Source organism: Frigoribacterium sp. AC394 (assembly GCF_979258095.1).
In genome coordinates this window covers 830289-848257 of the sequence record NZ_OZ409834.1, presented here as the reverse complement: position 1 = coordinate 848257, position 17969 = coordinate 830289, and the positions used below count along the sequence as shown (strand labels likewise).

Genomic DNA, 17969 nt, shown 5'->3' with positions numbered 1-17969 from the left:
CCACCCGAAAGGATCACATGAACAAGCGCACCACCATCGCAGCCTCGGTCGCCCTGGGCACCTCCGCAGTCCTCGGCCTCGCCGCCTGCTCGCCCCCCGGCAGCTCGTCGTCGACCGAGACCCTCGAGAACGGCGACCAGAGCGTCGTCGACATCGCCGTCTTCAACGGCTGGGACGAGGGCATCGCCGCATCCTGGCTGTGGAAGTCCGTGCTCGAGGAGCAGGGCTACACGGTCAACCTCGAGATGGCCGACGTCGCACCGGTCTACCAGGGCCTGACGACCGACGACTACGACGTCGTCCTCGACACCTGGCTGCCCGTCACGCACAAGGAGTACATCGACAAGTTCGGCGACGACCTCACCGACCTCGGCGCCTGGAACGACGGCGCGAAGCTGGCCATCGCGGTCAACGCCGACGCCCCGATCGACTCGATCGACGAGCTGAACGAGAACGCCGACCTGTTCGGCGGCACCATCGTCGGCATCGAGCCGGCCGCAGGTCTGACCTCGGCCGTCGAGAACGCGACGATCCCCGAGTACGGCATCGACGACCTGACCCTGCAGACCTCGTCGACGGCCGCCATGCTCACCGAGCTGAAGAGCGCCACCGACGCGGGCGAGAACATCGCCGTCACGCTGTGGAGCCCGCACTGGGCCTACGACGCGTTCCCGATCAAGGACCTCGAAGACCCCAAGGGCACCCTGGGTGACGCCGAGGGGATCCACTCGTTCGGCGGCAAGAGCTTCACGGACAGCCACCCGCAGTTCGCCGAGTGGCTCGAGGGCTTCGAGATGGACAACGACCGTCTGTCGTCGCTCGAGAACGCCATGTTCAACAGCGGTGTCGACGGCAGCGACTACACCGAGGTCGTCAACACCTGGATCGACGACAACCAGGAGTACGTCGACGGCCTGACCAGCTGATCGGACCGCATCACCTGCGCGAGGGCCCCGGGCGACGACGTCGTCCGGGGCCCTCGTCGTGCGCCGACCGGCGGACACCGGAATCACGCAGACCGGCCGGGGGTTACGCACAGCGAACCGTCAGGGCCTTGCCGAGGAGGCGCGACTACCGTCTGTCTCGTCGCGATCGCATCATGCGTCAGCACCATCACCCCGGACATCCCGGGAATCAGCACGAGAGGCACCACCCGTGAGCATCACCAGCATCGACGCCGTCCGCCGCAACGCCCGGGTCAGCACCCGGTCGATCGCCGCAGACCTCGTGCAGGTGTCGACGCCCGACCGCGTGCTCGGTCACATCCGCGTCGAGAACGGCTCGCACGTCGCGCTGCGGGGCACGAACCCGCACTGGGGCGACGAGGTGGGCCGCTACGCCACGCAGGGCATGGCGCTCGAAGCGCTGCGGCTGCGGAAGCGCTCGGTCTGAGGCGCTGAGGCGTCCGCCCTAGGGGCCGATGGTCGCGAAGAACGACCGCAGCTCGCGGTCGATCCGGCTGCGCGCCTCCTCGTCCGACAGGGTCGCCGTGCCGTCGCCCGACTGCTCGCCGTAGTCGCCGAACTGCGCGTGGTTGGAGCCCTCGATCTGCACCATCGTGGCGTCGTCGGGCAGCTGCGCACGGTAGCGCTCGATGTCCTCCGGGGTGCTCAGGCCGTCCTCGCTGCCGCCGATGCTGAGCACGGGCAGCTCGGAGTCGTCCGACAGGTCGTTCGTCGCGCAGTACGACCCGAACAGCACGAGACCGTCGACCCGGGGGTCGCTCTCGGCGTAGCCGCAGGCCCGGACCCCGCCGAGCGAGTGCCCGCCGACGGCCCAGTGCGAGATCTCGGGGGCGACCGCGGTGAAGTCGCTGAGTGCCCGCCAGTCGAAGATCGCGAAGCCGAGCACGGGGCGCACGATCACGACCGTCACACCGGTGCGGACGACGCCCGAGAGCACCTGCTCGTAGGCCTGCGGGTCGACCCGCGCCCCGGCGACGAAGACGAGGCCCTGGTCGCGGGGGCGCGTCTCGGCCGGTCGCATGACCACGGTGTCGGGTCGGTCGGTGACGGTCACGGCCTGGTCGGCCGCGACGGCGGCGATCGAGGAGGCGGTGGCCGACATGGGCAGTTTGGCCCAGGTGAAGAAGCCGGTCGCGGCCAGGACGACGACGGCGAAGAGCACCGACGCGACGATCTTGACGAGGCGTCGCGAGCGTGATCCCCGATGGAATGCGGGGACGCGGTCGGCGGGCTCGTCACGGGTGTCGGTGCGTTGTCTCACGCCTGACATTCTGGCCGCTTCCTGGTCGCGCCGCTCGCCGGCGTCGACCAAGCTGGTGCGATGCCTTGGATCGAACTCGCCGTCGCGGTGCTCGTCGCCGTCGTCCTCACCTTCGTCGTCTCCGCCCTCGTGGCCTGGGTCTTCTCGCTCGTCGCCCGCCGGAAAGACTGGGCCAAGGCGTTCGTGACGCGGATGCGCCGCCCCTTCCGATGGTCGCTGCTGGTGGTGCTGCTCACGATCGCGCTCTCGACGACGCTCCCGCGCCTCCTCGGGGCCGACTACCCGGGGCAGGAGGCCGTCTCGCAGCTGTTCCGCTGCACGGTCATCGTCGTCATCGCGTGGTTCGTCGGTGCCCTGGCCCTGTTCTTCGAGGACCTGGGTCTGTCGCGGTACCGGGTCGACACGCCCGACAACCGGGTCGCGCGGCGGGTGCGGACCCAGGTGCTGATTCTCCGCCGACTGACTGTCGCCCTCATCGTGATCGTCGCGGCCGGCGCCCTCCTGCTGGGGTTCCCGGGGGTCGAGGCCGTCGGAGCGAGCGTGCTGGCGAGCGCCGGGCTCGTGTCGGTCGTGGCCGGTCTCGCGGCGCAGTCCACCCTGGCCAACGTGTTCGCGGGGATCCAGCTCGCGTTCAGCGACGCCATCCGCATCGACGACGTCGTGGTGGTGGAGGGCCAGTGGGGCCTGATCGAGGAGATCACGCTGTCGTACGTCGTGGTGCACATCTGGGACGACCGACGGCTCGTGCTCCCGTCGACTTACTTCACGACGACCCCGTTCGAGAACTGGACGCGGCGCAACAGCGAGCTGCTCGGCGCCGTCGAGTTCGACCTGGACTGGCGCGTGCAGCCCGGCGACATGCGCGACGAGCTCGACCGGGTGCTGGCCGGCACCGACCTCTGGGACGGCCGGGTCAAGGTGCTGCAGGTCACCGATGCGACGGGCGGCTACGTGCGGGTTCGGGTGCTCGTCACCGCGAAGGACGCCCCGACCCTGTTCGACCTCCGCTGCCTGGTGCGCGAGGACCTCATCGCCTGGCTGCACGCCTCGAGCCCCGTGTCGATCCCGCGCGCGCGGGTGCAGATGGTCGGCGACGAGCCGGTCGCCCCCGCGCGGCCGAAGCGGTCGACGTCCGAGGCCGGCGGCCTCTTCAGCGGTGAGAACGCCGACACCGAACGCACCGCGCTGTTCACGTCGGCGATCCCGATCCAGTACCCGGACGACGACGGCGACGGCCGACCCGACGGGCGCCCGGTCGGACGACCCGACCGCTGACCCCGCGAGGACGACGAAGGAGGCGCGCCCCGATCACCCGGGGCGCGCCTCCTTCTCGAATCGATCGCTCGGATCGGCTCGCTCGACCTAGTCGTCGTTCGCGGCGTCGACCACGTTGCCGATGGCGATGGCCGTCGTCGCGGCCCAGGCGACCGCCGTGAGGAGCAGTCGCCAGTCGCGGGGACCGGCGGTGATGCTCTTCAGCAGGCTGAAGCCCGAGAAGGTGGCGCTGAGGATGGCTCCGTTGAAAAGGAATTTGCGCAAGGTTCGCTCCCGTGTTCGTTGTGATCACGCTATCCGGTGCGGCCCGTCGTGTCCGGCGGTTGTAGGTTGAGCTGTCCGACGCCCGGTTCGGACGGATCGCCGGTCCCGTCCCCTCCGAAGGAGTCCCCGTGCGCACTGCCGTGCTCGGCGCCGTGTTCCTCGCCATGGGTCTCGTGGCGTTCCTGGCGGGTGTCCTCACCGGCGCCGAGCTGGTCGCCCTCGTCGAGCGGGTCGCGCCCGTGCTGGGGTTCGTCGTCGCGCTGACCGTCGTCGCCGAGCTCGCCGCCGAGGCGGGGCTCTTCTCCTGGCTGGCGCGCACCTGCTCGCGGCTCGCCGGCGGGCGCGTCGTCGTGCTGTGGCTCTACGTCGTCGTCCTCGCCGTGGCCTGCACGGTGTTCCTGTCGCTCGACACGACAGCCGTGCTGCTGACGCCCGTCGTCGTTCTCGTGGCGCGTCACGTCGGCCTGCCGGCGATGCCGTTCGCCCTGACGACGGTGTGGCTGGCCAACTGCGCGTCGATGCTCCTGCCCGTGTCGAACCTCACCAACCTGCTGGCGCTCGGGCAGCTCGGCTCGCCCGCGCCCCTGACCTTCGCGGCGCTCGTGGCACCCGCGGCGGCCGTCGGAGTCGTGGTGCCGGTGGCGGCGATCGGCCTGCGGTACCGCCGCCAGCTGACCGGGCGGTTCGCGCCTCCCGAATCGGAGGAGCCGGCCGACCGCGTGCTGTTCCGTGCAGCGGCGATCGTGACCGCCCTGCTCGTGCCGGCGCTGGTGTCGGGGGTGGAGGTCTGGATCCCCGCCGCCGGCGCGGCGCTCGTGCTCGTCGTCGCGTTCGCCGTCCGCCGTCGCGCGGTGCTCCGACCGGGCATCGTCCCGTGGAGCACGATCCTCTTCGCGGGCGGGCTGTTCGTGGTCGTCGAGGCCGCGCACTCGCTGGGGCTGGCCGACCTGCTGGGGTCGGTCGTGGGCGGAGGGGACTCGCTGCCCGACCTGCTGCGGCTCGCCGGCGGGAGCGCCGCCGCCGCGAACCTCGCCAACAACCTGCCGGCCTACCTGGCGCTCGAACCCGTGGCCGGGTCTCCGCTCCGTCTGGTGGCGGTGCTCATCGGCGTCAACATCGGCTGCCTCGTCACGCCGTGGGCGTCGCTCGCCACGCTGCTCTGGCACTCGCGGCTCTCGTCGATGGGCGTCGAGGTGTCCTGGGGCCGGTTCATGCTGGCCGGCCTCGGCATCGCGGTGGTCGCGGTGCCGCTCGCCGTCGTGGCGACCGTGCTCGTGCTCTGACCCGGCGCCGGCGCGGAAGCCGGGTCGGCGGATCCGAGGTGCCGACGTGCGAAGGCGACGGTCCGCCGCAGCTGCTCGACCCGCGCCTCCTCGGCCCGACCGGCGGTGCCGGTGTGCACCTCGGCGACGATCGAGCCCGACCATCCCGAGCGGGCCAGGTGCGTGAGCACCTCGGCCACCGGCTGGGTGCCGTCACCCGGCACGAGATGCGAGTCGTGCAGTCCACCGGGCCGCTGCGAGACGAGGCCGTCGGTCAGATGGACGTGCCGGAGGCGCGGCCCCAGCGCCAGCGCGAGATCGAGCGCGTCGCGCCCCGCCACCGCGGCATGCGAGAAGTCCAGGGTCGCGGCGTCGACGTCGATGCCCGAGGGGTCGTGGCCGGGCCGGTGGACGTCGACCCCGAGCGGCCCGACGCGCAACGGGAACATGTTCTCGACCGCGAGCGTCACCCCGGTCGACCCGGCGATCTCGCGGACGGTCTCGACGAACCCGGCCGAGTACCGCCGCTGCCAGAGGAACGGGGGATGCACGACGACCGTCGAGGCCCCGAGGTCCGCGGCCAGCTCGGCCGAGCGGAGCAGCTTGTCGCGCTGATCGCGACCGAACGCGAAGTGGGCGATCGGCAGCACCGGCGCGTGCACAGAGAGCACCGGCAGACCCCAGCGGGCCGAGGAGGCGCGGAGCAGGTCGGCGCGACGAGTGCCGCGGTCGGCGGTCACCATCACCTCGACGCCGTCGAAGCCGGTGAGCCGGGCGAGCCGGAAGGCCTCGTCGGTCGACATCGGGAAGACGCAGGACGTGCTCATTCCGACCGTGATCACGCGGCAAGGCTACGACCGGCGCGCCCGAGCCCCGGGGCGGGCCGGGTGAACAGTTCGCGAACGACCGGTCACAGCCAGTCGCGGCGTCTGAACTGCCACCAGAGCACGCCGCCGATGGCGACGATGAGCACGCACGAGGTGACGAACCCGGTCGTCGACTGGAACCCCGGGTACGGTACGTTCTGGCCGTAGAAGCCGGTGATCGCCGTCGGCACCGCGATGATGGCGGCCCAGCTCGTGACCTTCTTCATGATCAGGTTCATCCGGTTCGACTGCAGGTTGAGGTTCGTGTCGAGGATCGTCGAGACGAGGTCGCGCAGCGAGTCGTTCTGCTCGGAGACGCGCAGCACATGGTCGTAGACGTCCTGGAAGTACGGCTGCATCTCGGCATCGACCTCCTTCAGGTCGCGACGCAGCAGAGTGTTCAGCACCTCGCGCATCGGCGACGACACCCGGCGGAGCTGCACCAGGCTCTTGCGCAGGGCGAACGAGCGCTTCTGGACGTCGAGGGTCCTCGGCTTCGGGTCGAAGAGATCGTCGGCGATCCCCTCGATCTCGTCGTCGAGCGCGTCGGTCGCGTCGAAGTGCCGGTCGACGACGCTGTCGAGCAGACCCCAGAGCAGGTAGGTCACGCCATGCGTCGTGAGGTCGACGTTGTCGTCGTAGGTCCTCTCGAGCCGGGACACGTCGAACTCGGGGTGGTGGATCGTGACGAGCGCCCGGGACGTGACGAACGCCTTGACCTCGCTCGTGGTGAGCACGCCGGATCCCCGGTCGAAGTCCACGTCGTACAGCGCGGTGAAGAGATGGCCGTCGTACCGGTCGATCTTCGGGCGCTGTCCGTCGTGCAGGGCGTCCTCGACCGCCAGCTCGTGCAGGCCCAGTTCGTCTTCGAGCTCCGCGAGATCGGCAGCCGAGGGGTCGGTGAAGTCGACCCAGACGATGCAGTCGCCGTCCTCGAGGTGGTCGCTCACCTCGGCGAGCGGGAACCCGTGCGCGATGAGCTCGCCGCGGCGGTAGGCCCTCGTGACGGTCGCGGTGCTGCTGCTGGTGCCTGCGGGTCGCGTGTCGGTCATGAGGCGAATGCTATTCCCGTGGCCTCGGACACCGGGCGGAACCCCGGCGCCCCCACGACCCCCGCTGATAATCTGGCCGTCCCGCGTCCGTGCGGGTGATCCGACAGGAGCTGACCCACCTCATGCCCGACTCTTCCGAACGTTACGGCTTCGTCGTCGTCTCCAACCGCCTCCCCGTCGACCGGGTGATCGCCGACGACGGCAGCGCCTCGTGGCAGCACTCGCCCGGCGGCCTGGTCACCGCCCTCGAGCCGGTCATGAAGGCCAACGACGGCGCCTGGGTCGGCTGGGCCGGTCAGCCCGACCTCGAGTTCGAGCCGTTCGACGACCAGGGCATCTCGATCGTCCCGGTGCCGCTCAGCGCCGAAGAGGTGCAGCGGTACTACGAGGGGTTCAGCAACGACACCCTGTGGCCGCTCTACCACGACGTCATCGCCGCCCCGACCTACCACCGCGTCTGGTGGGAGGCGTACGTGCAGGTCAACCAGCGCTTCGCCGACCGCGCCGCCGAGATCACGGAGGAGGGCGGCACCATCTGGGTTCAGGACTACCAGCTGCAGCTCGTGCCGCGGATGCTCCGCGAGGCCCGCCCCGACCTCACCATCGGCTTCTTCAACCACATCCCGTTCCCGCCGCTCGGCATCTTCTCGCAGCTGCCGTGGCGCAAGCAGATCCTCGAGGGGCTGCTCGGCGCCGACGTCATCGGGTTCCAGCGCGCCGACGACGCGTCGAACTTCTCCCGCGCCGTCCGGCATCTGCTCGGCTACGGCACCACCCGCCCGTACGTCGAGGTGCCCGTCGACGATGAGTCGGCTCCCGTGTCGAAGCGCGGCAAGAAGGTCCGCCGGGTGCTCGCGAAGCACTTCCCGATCTCGATCGACGCCGCGAGCTACGAGGAGCTCGCCGCGCGGCCCGACATCCAGGCCAGGGCGCGCGAGATCCGCGAGGGGCTCGGCAACCCCAAGACCGTGATGCTCGGGGTCGACCGCCTCGACTACACGAAGGGCATCCGCCACCGTATGAAGGCGTTCGGCGAGCTGCTCGCCGACGGTCGCCTCAGCGTCGAGGACGCCACGCTGGTGCAGGTCGCGAGCCCGAGCCGCGAACGGGTCGAGACCTACAAGCAGCTGCGCGACGAGATCGAGCTGACCGTCGGCCGCGTCAACGGCGACTACGCCACGATGAGCCACACCGCCATCAGCTACCACCACCACGGCTATCCGCGCGAAGAGATGGTCGCCCTCTACCTCGCGGCCGACGTCATGCTCGTCACGGCCCTCCGGGACGGCATGAACCTCGTCGCGAAAGAGTACGTCGCCGTCCGCCGCGACAACGACGGCGTGCTCGTGCTCAGCGAGTTCGCCGGCGCCGCCGACGAGCTCAAGACCGCGCTGCTGATCAACCCGCACGACATCGGCGGGTTGAAGAACACCATCATGCGGGCGATCGAGATGCCGCGCCGCGATCGCACGACCCGCATGCGGGCCCTGCGTCGCCGGGTGCTCGACAACGACGTGGCCAAGTGGTCGGCGTCGTTCCTGCAGGCGCTCGAGAACGTGCGCCCCGGCCAGCAGATCACCCCGGCGGACGCCGTGTCCACCGGAACGACCGAAGAGAGCCCCGCCGAATGACCTCCGAAGACCCCCGCGCCCTGTCCGACGCGCTCGGTCGTCTCGCGACGACCCCGCGCCTCCTCGTCGCCCTCGACTTCGACGGCACGCTCGCGCCCGAGGTCGACGCGCCCCTCGAGGCCAGGGCGCTGCCCGAGGCGCTCGCCGCGATCTCACGACTCGCGGCGGCCGAGTCGACCACGGTGGCCCTCGTCTCGGGGCGCGATCTCGCCTCGTTGAGCGCGATCAGCGAGACGCCCGACGAGGTGCTGCTGGTGGGCTCGCACGGCATCGAGCTGCGGATGGACGGCCACGAGACCTCGCTCACCCCCGACGAGGTCGCGGCGCGCGCCCGTCTCTCGGACGCCGTGCACGCGGCGGCCGCGGGGCACGAGGGCGTCTTCGTCGAGGAGAAGCCCGCCGGTCTCGCCCTGCACACGCGCCTCGCCGACGACGAGACCACCGAGACGGTCCTGGCGGAGGCGCGGCGCACGGTCGGCGCGCTCGACGGCATCCACGCGCGGACGGGCAAGAACGTGCTCGAGTACGCCGTCCGGTCCACGGGCAAGAACGACGGCATCGATCGGCTGCGCGACATCGTGGGCGCGACCGGGGTGCTCTACGCCGGCGACGACGTCACCGACGAGGACGGCTTCGCGGCCCTCGGAGAGGGCGATCTGGCCGTCAAGGTCGGACCGGGGGAGTCGCGAGCGGGGCACCGGGTGGCCGACCCGCAGGCCGTCGCGCGACTGCTGACCGAGCTGGCGGATCTCCGGGCGCACCTCGGGCACTCCTGAGGTCTCCGGGGTCGGCCGGGGTCGGCTCCGAGGCGAACGCGACCGGGCGTTCCCAGGTGCCTGCAAGGTAGTCTGGACTCTCCGCCCGACTCCCCGCGCCCGTTCATCCCGATCGGTAGACGAGGTCGCCAGCCGACGGAGGTCGTCGTGATCGTAGCCCTGACAGCCTTCGCGGTGGCCGCCGTGGTCGTCGCGGGCATCGGACGCCGCCTCGGCACGTCGCTGTTCCTGTGGGCCTCGCTCGTCCCGTTCGCGGTCTTCGTCTTCACGGCCCTGCAGGGGCCCGCGGTCCTGTCGGGGGAGGTCCCCGAAGAGACCGTGCCGTGGATCCCGCAGCTGGCGATCTCGCTCACCCTGCGGATGGACGTCCTGGCCTGGGTCCTCGCCCTGGTCGTGACCGGCATCGGCGGGCTCGTGCTCGTCTACTGCGCGCGCTACTTCCACAGCGACGAGGCCGGGCTGGCGCGATTCGCGGCCGTCCTGGTCGCGTTCGCCGGTGCCATGTACGGCCTCGTCACGAGCGACGACGTCTTCGTGCTCTTCGTGTTCTGGGAGGCCACGAGCGTCTTCTCGTACCTGCTGATCGGCCACTACACGTCGAAGCAGGCCAGTCGCGGCGCCGCCCTGCAGGCCCTGATCGTCACCACCGCGGGCGGTCTCGCGATGCTGGTGGGCCTGGTCATCCTCGCCGTGCAGGGCGGGACGAGCTCCCTCGCCGCACTCGTCGCCGAGCCCCCCTCGGGCACGGCCGTCACGGTTGCCGTCGTGCTGGTGCTCGTCGGCGCCCTGTCGAAGTCCGCCCTCGTGCCGTTCCACTTCTGGCTGCCGGCCGCCATGGCCGCCCCGACTCCGGTCAGCGCCTACCTGCACGCCGCCGCCATGGTCAAGGCGGGCATCTACCTCGTCGCCCGACTGGCGCCCGGTTATCACGACTCGCCCGGCTGGCAGGAGATCATCGTCACCGTCGGCGTCGTGACGATGGTGCTCGGCGGCTATCGCGCTCTGCGGCAGCACGACCTGAAGCTCGTCCTCGCGTACGGCACGGTCAGCCAGCTCGGGTTCCTCACGATCGTCGTCGGCTACGGCACCCGCGACGCCGCCCTCGCCGGGTTGGCGCTTCTCGTCGCCCACGCGCTGTTCAAGTCGACGCTCTTCCTCGTGGTGGGCGTCATCGACCACCGCACGGGCACCCGCGATCTCCGCAAGCTCAGCGGTCTCGGTCGTCAGACGCCGGTGCTCCTCGTCGTGACGGTGCTCGCGCTCGCCTCCATGGCGGGCGTCCCGCCGACCTTCGGGTTCGTCGCGAAAGAAGCCGTGCTCACCGCCCTGCTGCACGACGCCGAGTCCGGTGCCGTCTGGGGCGTCATCGCCCTGGTGGGCGTCGTGGTCGGATCGATCCTCACCACGGCCTACAGCCTGCGGTTCCTCTGGGGGGCCTTCGCCCGCAAGAAGGGCGTCGAACCGGTCGACTTCGTCCGCGAGCACATCGACTTCCTGTTCGCCCCCGTCGTCCTCGCCGTCGCGGGTCTCGTGCTCGGTCTCCTTGCACACCCCGTCGACCCGGTGTTCGCCCGCTACGCCGACACCCTCCCGGCGGGCGGCGGCGACCACGAGCCGTACTACCTGGCGCTGTGGCACGGTCTCGAGCCCGCCCTGGGGCTGACCGCCATCTCGTTGGCGGTCGGCGCCCTGCTGTTCTGGCAGCGCGACCGGGTGTCCGCCTTCCAGAAGGCGGTCTCGTTCCTGCCCCGCGCCTCCGACGGGTACGTCCGCATCATGGCGGGCATCGACCGCACGGCCTCGCGCACGACGGCGACGACCCAGCGCGGTTCGCTGCCGTTCTACCTGGCGACGATCCTCGTGGTGTTCATCGCCTCGTCCATCGTGACGCTGTCGCTGAACCGCACGTGGCCGAGCTCGGCCGTGCTCTTCGACTATCCCGCTCAGCTCGCGATCGGCGTCCTGATGATCGTCGGGGCCATCGCCGCGGCGCTGTCGAACAAGCGCTTCCAGGCCGTGGTCCTGGTCGGGGTGACGGGCTACGGCATGGCCGCCCTGTTCGCCCTCCACGGGGCGCCCGACCTCGCCCTGACGCAGGCGCTCATCGAGACGATCACGCTCATCGCCTTCGTGCTCGTGCTGCGGCGCCTGCCCGCCCGTCTCGGTGACCGCAACGGCCGGACGCACCGGGTCGCGCGCGCGGTCATCGGCGTGGCCGTCGGCTCCGTCATGGCGGCCATCGCCGTGGTCGCGCTCGGCGCCCGGCCCGGCGCGACGATCTCGGGGGCGTTCCCCTCGCTCGCCGTCGACGGCGGTCACGGCAAGAACGTCGTGAACGTCACCCTCGTCGACATCCGCGGCTGGGACACCATGGGCGAGATCGCCGTGCTCATCGTCGCGGCCACCGGTGTCGCCAGCCTGGTCTTCATCACCTCGCGGGCCGACATCCTGCCCCGACCCGCGCGTCGCACACGGGCGCAGCGCTTCCTCGCCCGTGTCCGGCCCCTGCGCGAGCCGGCACCCGTCGTGCCCGACGGCGGTTCGATCGTGCAGATCGGCGACAGCACGGAGGGTGATCGTCGCGCCTGGCTCCTCGCCGGTCGCAAGCTGGCGCCGCAGAACAGATCGATCCTGCTCGAAGTCGTCGTCCGGCTCATCTTCCACGCCATCATCGTCGTCTCGATCTACCTGCTCTTCGCGGGGCACAACACGCCGGGCGGCGGTTTCGCCGGCGGGCTGGTCGCAGGCTTCGCCTTCGTCGCCCGCTACCTCGCCGGCGGTCGGTACGAGCTCGGTGCGGCCGCACCGCTCGACGCCGGCAAGCTGCTGGGCGCCGGTCTGCTCACGGTCAGCGCGACCGCGCTCGTCCCCCTCTTCTTCGGGGCCGACGCGCTGACGTCCACCTGGGTCGAAGGCGAGGTCCCGCTGCTCGGGCACCTCGAGTTCGTCACCTCGACCTTCTTCGACATCGGCGTGTACCTCGTCGTCGTCGGGCTCGTGCTCGACGTCCTCCGGAGCCTCGGCGCCGAGGTCGATCGACAGGAGGAGGAGGACGACACCGGTTCGCCGGTGCCGCAGCCCGACGACGCCGGCGAGACGCTCCCCGTCTCGGTCTCCGGCCCGACCTCGACCGACGGAGGCCGCGCATGAGCGTCTCGCTCGTCCTGATCGTCGTCATGGCGGCGCTCTACGCCTGCGGCGTCTACCTGCTGCTGGAGCGCAGCATGACCCGGGTGCTGCTCGGGTTCCTGCTCGTCGGAAACGCGACGAACATCCTGATCCTCATCATGTCGGGCCGCCGGGGGGCTGCTCCCATCGTCGACGGCCAGGCCGCGCCGGTCGACTTCGCCGATCCGCTGCCGCAGGCGTTCGTGCTGACGGCGATCGTCATCACCTTCGGCATCTCGGCCTTCATGCTCGCGCTCATCTACCGGTCGTGGCGCCTGGCCCAGGTCGACACGGTCGTCGACGACGTCGAGGACCTCGAGATCGGGCGCCGCGGCGTCCCCGCCGAAGAGGAGGACTCGCAGAGCGACGGCGACGACGTCGCCGGCGGTGACACCGAGTTCGGTGATCGCGCCGAGGCCGCCGTGCCGACCGAGGCGCTCCGTCGGGCGGCCCTCGGCGACCCCGCCGGGAGCCGCACCGACCCCGCCGGTTCAGGCCGCACCGGCCGCCGCCGCACCGACCGCACCGACCAGCCCGACGAGAGCGAGAACGCATGAGCTTCCTCGTCCCCCTCGTCGTCCTCGTCCCGCTCCTGGGCGCGGCCGCCGCATTGATCACGGGTCGTCGCCCGCGGCTGCAGTCGATCCTCTCGATCGTCGCCCTCGGCATCGTGGTGGTCATCAGCCTCGTGCTGCTCGTGGTCGTCGACACGCAGGGCGCCATCGCCGTGCAGGTCGGCGGCTGGGAGGCCCCGTACGGCATCACCCTCGTGGTGGACCGCCTCGCCGCCCTGATGCTCAGCATCTCGTCGATCGTGCTGCTGGCCGTGTTCGTCTTCTCGGTCGGGCAGGGGCAGGCCGACGGCGACGGCGAGGCTCCGGTCTCGATCTACAACCCGACGTACCTCATCCTCGCGACGGGGGTCTTCAACGCCTTCATCGCGGGCGACCTCTTCAACCTCTACGTCGGCTTCGAGATCCTGCTGGTGGCCAGCTACGTGCTGATCACCCTCGGCGGCACCGAGCAGCGCATCCGCGCCGGCGTGGTCTACATCGTCGTCAGCCTCGTCTCGTCGGTGCTCTTCCTCGCGTCGATCGCGATGATCTACGGCGCGCTCGGCACGGTGAACATCGCCGACATCGCCCAGCGGATGGACACCATCCCGGCCGACGTGCAGACGATCATCCACGTCATGCTGCTGACCGCGTTCGGCATCAAGGCCGCGATCTTCCCGTTGTCGTTCTGGCTGCCCGACTCGTATCCGACGGCGCCCGCGCCCGTGACGGCGGTGTTCGCGGGTCTGCTGACGAAGGTCGGCGTCTACGCGATCATCCGGACCGAGACCGTGCTCTTCGTCGAGAGCAACGTCAACGTCTACCTGCTGATCATCGCGTTGCTGACGATGGTGGTCGGCATCCTCGGCGCGGTCGCGCAGGCCGACATCAAGCGTCTGCTCTCGTTCACGCTGGTCAGTCACATCGGCTACATGATCTTCGGCATCGCCCTCGGCACGGTCGAGGGGCTGGCGGCCACCATCTACTACGTGGTGCACCACATCACCGTCCAGACGACGCTGTTCCTCGGGGCGGGGCTGATCGAGCGCCGAGGAGGCACGGCCTCCATCACGAGGCTGGGCGGGCTCCTCAAGGCGGCCCCGATCATCGCGGTGCTGTTCTTCATCCCGGCGCTCAATCTGGGCGGCATCCCGCCGTTCTCGGGCTTCATCGGCAAGGTGGCGCTCTTCGAGGCCGGTGCGCGACTGGACGATCCGCTCGTCTACGTGCTGATCGGCGCCGGCGCCCTCACGTCGCTGCTGACCCTGTACGCGCTCATGCGGGCCTGGAACCTCGCCTTCTGGCGTCCGAAGGCCGACGTCGACGACCACGAGTCGCCGTTCACCGAGCACCTCGAGGAGGCGCCGGGTCGCGTGGCCGTGCAGCAGAAGCGCACCAACCCCCGCACGATGGTCGGCGCGACGGCCGGGATGGTCCTCGTGTCGCTCGTGCTCACCTTCGCGGCCGGGCCGCTCTACGGCGTGGCCGAGCGGGCGGCCGGCCGCGTGTACGGGTCGAACGAGTACGTGCAGCTCGTCTTCCCCTCAGGAGAGGGCGAGACCCGCGGCGACGACTCGTCGCCGGCACCGACACCCGCCGGGGGATCGGTCGACGAGGGGAGCACGCCATGACCGGACGCCCGTCACGCGGCGAGGTGGGTCGCAGCCTCGCCCGTCAGATGCCGTTGCTGATCGGCCTCGTCGTGCTGTGGATGTGCTTGTGGAGCCAGTTCACGGTGCTCGCGTTCGTCACGGGTGTCGCGGTGGCCCTCCTGGTCACCCGGGTGTTCTTCCTGCCCCCGGTCGAGCTGAGCGGCCGGTTCAACATCTGGTACGCGCTCGTGTTCCTGGCGCACTTCGTCGTCGATCTCGTGCGCGCGTCGGTGCAGGTGGCCTGGCAGGCCGTCGGCCCCCGGGGGGTCCACTCGAACGCCATCGTCGCCGTCCAGCTGCACACGCGATCGGACTTCATCATGACGCTGGTGGCCGAGGCGATCTCGCTCGTCCCCGGTTCGCTCGTCGTCGAGGCCGATCGCGAGCGGTCGATCCTCTACCTGCACGCTCTCGGCGTCTCCGACGCCGACGAGGTCGAGGCGGTCCGTTCGGGCGTGCTGGTCGTCGAGAAGAGGATCGCCCGTGTTCTGGGCAGCACCGACGATCTCCGGCGGATCGCGGACGGCACGCCGGCCGCCGCCGAGGTGCACGACCCGGTGTCCCCGTCCTCGTCCTCCGAAGGGGGTCCCTCATGATCGTCGTCGAATACGTCGTGGGCGCGCTGTTCGCCTTCGCCGGTCTCGCCTCGGTGATCCGCATCGTCCGGGGTCCGTCGATCCTCGACCGCATGATCGCCTCCGACATGCTGCTGACGACGCTCATCTGCGTGCTCGCGGCCGACATGGTCTTCTCGGGGCACACCCGCACGATCCCCGTGATCATCGTGCTCGCGCTGTCGGCGGTGTTCGGATCGATCACGGTCGCCCGGTACGTCTCCAGGCAGGACCCGTCATGATCTCCCAGTCCGTCTACGACATCGCGTCGTCCGTCCTGCTCATCGCCGGTGCGCTGCTCTCGCTCGCCGCGGGCATCGGCCTGCTCCGGTTCCCCGACGCGCTCTCGCGCATGCACGCCGCGACCAAGCCGCAGATCTTCGGGCTCATCCTCGTGCTCGCCGCCATCGCGCTCGACCAGCACACCGTCGGCACCATCGCGTCCCTCCTCGTGGTGCTCGTCTTCCAGATGCTGACGGCGCCCATCTCGGCTCACATGATCGGGCGCGCCGGCTACCGGAACGGCGACCTCCGGCGCGATCAGCTCGTCGTCGACGAGCTCGACGAGGCCGTGGCCCGTGCGGCGGGCGAGCTCGCCGAGACGGTCGAGAGCGACGACGCCGACATCGACGTCACCGACCTCCCGGTCGGATCCGCCGACGCCCTGGCCGTCGAGATGGACCGCGTCGAGGGCGTGGGCGACCACTCCACGGCCGACGGCGACGGTCTCGTCGAGCGCGACTCGGAGGGCCTGCCGCGGCAGGCCGGCGACGATCGACGAGGCGGTTCCGACGGGCTCTGACCGCCCCCGGCCCGGGTGGACGGAGCACACGTCGTCACGCCCTAAACTCGACCCATGCCAGAGAAGGACACCCCGGTAGGGATCGACATCAAACCGCGGAGCCGAGTCGTCACCGACGGCGTCGAAGCCACGACCTCCCGGGGCATGCTCCGTGCCGTCGGGATGGGCGACGCCGACTGGGACAAACCCCAGATCGGCATCGCCAGCAGCTGGAACGAGATCACCCCCTGCAACCTGTCGCTCGATCGTCTCGCGCAGGGTGCGAAGGAGGGCGTCCACTCCGGCGGCGGCTACCCCTTGCAGTTCGGCACGGTGTCCGTCTCCGACGGCATCTCGATGGGGCACGAGGGCATGCACTTCTCGCTCGTGTCGCGCGAGGTCATCGCGGACAGCGTCGAGGTCGTCATGAACGCCGAGCGCCTCGACGGCTCGGTCCTCCTCGCCGGCTGCGACAAGTCGCTGCCGGGCATGCTGATGGCCGCCGCGCGCCTCGACCTCGCCAGCGTCTTCCTCTACGCGGGCAGCGTCGCCCCCGGCTGGGTCAAGCTCAGCGACGGCACCGAGAAGAACGTGACGATCATCGACTCGTTCGAGGCCGTCGGCGCCTACAAGGCCGGCACGATCGGCGAAGAGGACCTCAAGGCCATCGAGTGCGCGATCGTCCCGGGCGAGGGCGCCTGCGGCGGCATGTACACGGCCAACACGATGGCGAGCGTCGCCGAGGCCCTCGGCATGAGCCTCCCCGGCTCCGCCGCCCCGCCCTCGGCCGACCGTCGTCGCGACTACTTCGCCCACCGCTCGGGCGAGGCGGTCGTCGAGATGCTGAGGCTCGGCATCACGACGCGCGACATCCTCACGAAGAAGGCCTTCGAGAACGCCATCGCGGTCGCCATGGCCTTCGGCGGCTCGACGAACGTCGTGCTGCACCTTCTCGCCATCGCGTACGAGGCCGAGGTCGACCTCACGATCGACGACTTCAACCGCATCGGCGACAAGGTGCCGCACATCGGCGACCTCAAGCCCTTCGGCAAGTACGTCATGAACGACGTCGACCGGATGGGCGGCGTGCCCGTCGTCATGAAGGCCCTCCTCGACGCCGGGCTGCTGCACGGCGACTGCCTCACGGTCACCGGCAAGACGGTCGCCGAGAACCTCGAGGCGATCAAGCCGAAGCCCCTCGACGGCGAGGTGCTCCGCACCCTCGACAACCCGATCCACGCGACCGGCGGGCTGACCGTGCTGAGCGGCACGTTCGCCCCCGAGGGCGCCGTCGTGAAGACCGCCGGCTTCGACGCCGAGGTCTTCGAGGGCCCGGCCAAGGTCTTCGAACGCGAGCGCGGGGCCATGGACGCCCTGACGGAGGGCCGCATCGAGGCCGGCGACGTCGTCGTCATCCGGTACGAGGGCCCCAAGGGCGGGCCGGGCATGCGCGAGATGCTCGCCATCACGGCCGCCATCAAGGGCGCAGGGCTCGGAAAAGATGTACTACTCTTGACGGACGGACGATTCTCAGGCGGCACAACCGGCCTGTGCATCGGCCACATAGCACCCGAAGCGGTCGACGCAGGTCCGATCGCCTTCGTGCGCGATGGTGATCTGATTCGGGTCGATATCGCCGCTCGCTCGATCGACCTACTCGTCGATCCGGCTGAGCTCGCCTCCCGCCGCGACGGCTGGGAGCCCCTCCCGCCGCGATACACCCGCGGTGTCCTCGCCAAGTACGCACGCCAGGTCCGCTCCGCAGCGGAAGGCGCCGTCACCTACTAGGCCGCGCCTCCCGGGCGGTCCTCGGTCGGGGTCGGCCCACCGAGACCGCCGGCACGGCGG

Annotated in this window: 16 protein-coding genes and 1 pseudogene; 13 read left to right on the top strand and 4 right to left on the bottom strand. The window is 70.5% G+C overall.

Annotated features, from left to right (window positions below):
• The first annotated feature begins 17 nt into the window (after nt 1-17).
• Together ACZZY9_RS03840 and ACZZY9_RS03835 are read left to right on the top strand one after the other, a co-directional pair.
• Nucleotides 18-926 carry a glycine betaine ABC transporter substrate-binding protein gene (locus ACZZY9_RS03840; RefSeq protein ID WP_463463052.1) on the top strand — a complete coding sequence of 303 codons (909 nt, stop codon included), beginning with the start codon at nt 18-20 and terminating at the stop codon, nt 924-926.
• A 229-nt stretch (nt 927-1155) separates the two neighbouring features.
• A complete protein-coding gene (locus ACZZY9_RS03835; protein ID WP_463463051.1) occupies nt 1156-1392 on the top strand; it encodes a hypothetical protein in 237 nt (78 codons plus the stop codon).
• Between the two features lie 18 nt (nt 1393-1410).
• Here ACZZY9_RS03835 and ACZZY9_RS03830 read toward each other — a convergent pair whose 3' ends face one another.
• Nucleotides 1411-2226 (bottom strand): alpha/beta hydrolase, encoded by an 816-nt coding sequence (locus ACZZY9_RS03830; RefSeq protein WP_463463050.1) that lies wholly within the window; start codon nt 2224-2226, stop codon nt 1411-1413.
• Between the two features lie 60 nt (nt 2227-2286).
• Between ACZZY9_RS03830 and ACZZY9_RS03825 the strand changes: the two genes are divergently transcribed.
• On the top strand, nt 2287-3501 hold the full coding sequence (locus ACZZY9_RS03825) for a mechanosensitive ion channel family protein (RefSeq protein WP_463463049.1): 1215 nt from the start codon (nt 2287-2289) through the stop codon (nt 3499-3501).
• Between the two features lie 87 nt (nt 3502-3588).
• Here the strand turns inward: ACZZY9_RS03825 and ACZZY9_RS03820 are convergent, their stop codons facing one another.
• A complete protein-coding gene (locus ACZZY9_RS03820) occupies nt 3589-3765 on the bottom strand; it encodes a hypothetical protein (protein ID WP_192058414.1) in 177 nt (58 codons plus the stop codon).
• Between the two features lie 128 nt (nt 3766-3893).
• Between ACZZY9_RS03820 and ACZZY9_RS03815 the strand changes: the two genes are divergently transcribed.
• A complete protein-coding gene (locus ACZZY9_RS03815; protein ID WP_463463048.1) occupies nt 3894-5048 on the top strand; it encodes an SLC13 family permease in 1155 nt (384 codons plus the stop codon).
• Nucleotides 5049-5140: 92 nt separating this feature from the next.
• Here the strand turns inward: ACZZY9_RS03815 and ACZZY9_RS03810 are convergent.
• Nucleotides 5141-5830: pseudogene (locus ACZZY9_RS03810) on the bottom strand (sugar phosphate isomerase/epimerase family protein); the annotation flags it as partial.
• Nucleotides 5831-5937: 107 nt separating this feature from the next.
• The gene (locus ACZZY9_RS03805) at nt 5938-6945 is read right to left on the bottom strand and encodes a magnesium transporter CorA family protein (protein WP_463463047.1); all 1008 of its coding nucleotides are present in this window, start codon (nt 6943-6945) and stop codon (nt 5938-5940) included.
• Nucleotides 6946-7067: 122 nt separating this feature from the next.
• On the opposite strand from ACZZY9_RS03805, the gene otsA reads away from it, so the two are divergent.
• The 9 genes from otsA to ilvD all read left to right on the top strand — a co-directional run bounded on the left by otsA (nt 7068) and on the right by ilvD (nt 17909).
• Nucleotides 7068-8576: an alpha,alpha-trehalose-phosphate synthase (UDP-forming) gene (otsA, locus tag ACZZY9_RS03800; RefSeq protein WP_463463046.1), complete on the top strand. Its 1509-nt coding sequence runs from the start codon at nt 7068-7070 to the stop codon at nt 8574-8576.
• Nucleotides 8573-9352: a trehalose-phosphatase gene (gene otsB / locus ACZZY9_RS03795; protein ID WP_463463045.1), complete on the top strand. Its 780-nt coding sequence runs from the start codon at nt 8573-8575 to the stop codon at nt 9350-9352. Before otsA ends, otsB begins: the two co-directional genes overlap by 4 nt.
• Nucleotides 9353-9499: 147 nt before the next feature.
• On the top strand, nt 9500-12502 hold the full coding sequence (locus ACZZY9_RS03790; RefSeq protein ID WP_463463044.1) for a Na+/H+ antiporter subunit A: 3003 nt from the start codon (nt 9500-9502) through the stop codon (nt 12500-12502).
• The gene (locus ACZZY9_RS03785) at nt 12499-13077 is read left to right on the top strand and encodes a Na(+)/H(+) antiporter subunit C (RefSeq protein WP_463463043.1); all 579 of its coding nucleotides are present in this window, start codon (nt 12499-12501) and stop codon (nt 13075-13077) included. The genes ACZZY9_RS03790 and ACZZY9_RS03785 overlap by 4 nt, the downstream gene beginning before the upstream one ends.
• Nucleotides 13074-14705 (top strand): Na+/H+ antiporter subunit D, encoded by a 1632-nt coding sequence (locus ACZZY9_RS03780; RefSeq protein ID WP_463463042.1) that lies wholly within the window; start codon nt 13074-13076, stop codon nt 14703-14705. Before ACZZY9_RS03785 ends, ACZZY9_RS03780 begins: the two co-directional genes overlap by 4 nt.
• The gene (locus ACZZY9_RS03775) at nt 14702-15322 is read left to right on the top strand and encodes a Na+/H+ antiporter subunit E (RefSeq protein ID WP_463463041.1); all 621 of its coding nucleotides are present in this window, start codon (nt 14702-14704) and stop codon (nt 15320-15322) included. The genes ACZZY9_RS03780 and ACZZY9_RS03775 overlap by 4 nt, the downstream gene beginning before the upstream one ends.
• Nucleotides 15319-15582 (top strand): MrpF/PhaF family protein, encoded by a 264-nt coding sequence (locus ACZZY9_RS03770; protein WP_192058396.1) that lies wholly within the window; start codon nt 15319-15321, stop codon nt 15580-15582. Before ACZZY9_RS03775 ends, ACZZY9_RS03770 begins: the two co-directional genes overlap by 4 nt.
• Nucleotides 15579-16142, top strand: a complete 564-nt coding sequence (gene mnhG, locus ACZZY9_RS03765; RefSeq protein ID WP_463463040.1) for a monovalent cation/H(+) antiporter subunit G — start codon at nt 15579-15581, stop codon at nt 16140-16142. Before ACZZY9_RS03770 ends, mnhG begins: the two co-directional genes overlap by 4 nt.
• A 54-nt stretch (nt 16143-16196) precedes the next feature.
• Nucleotides 16197-17909, top strand: coding sequence for a dihydroxy-acid dehydratase (gene ilvD, locus ACZZY9_RS03760; protein WP_463463039.1), 1713 nt, complete (start codon nt 16197-16199; stop codon nt 17907-17909).
• Nucleotides 17910-17969: the final 60 nt, after the last annotated feature.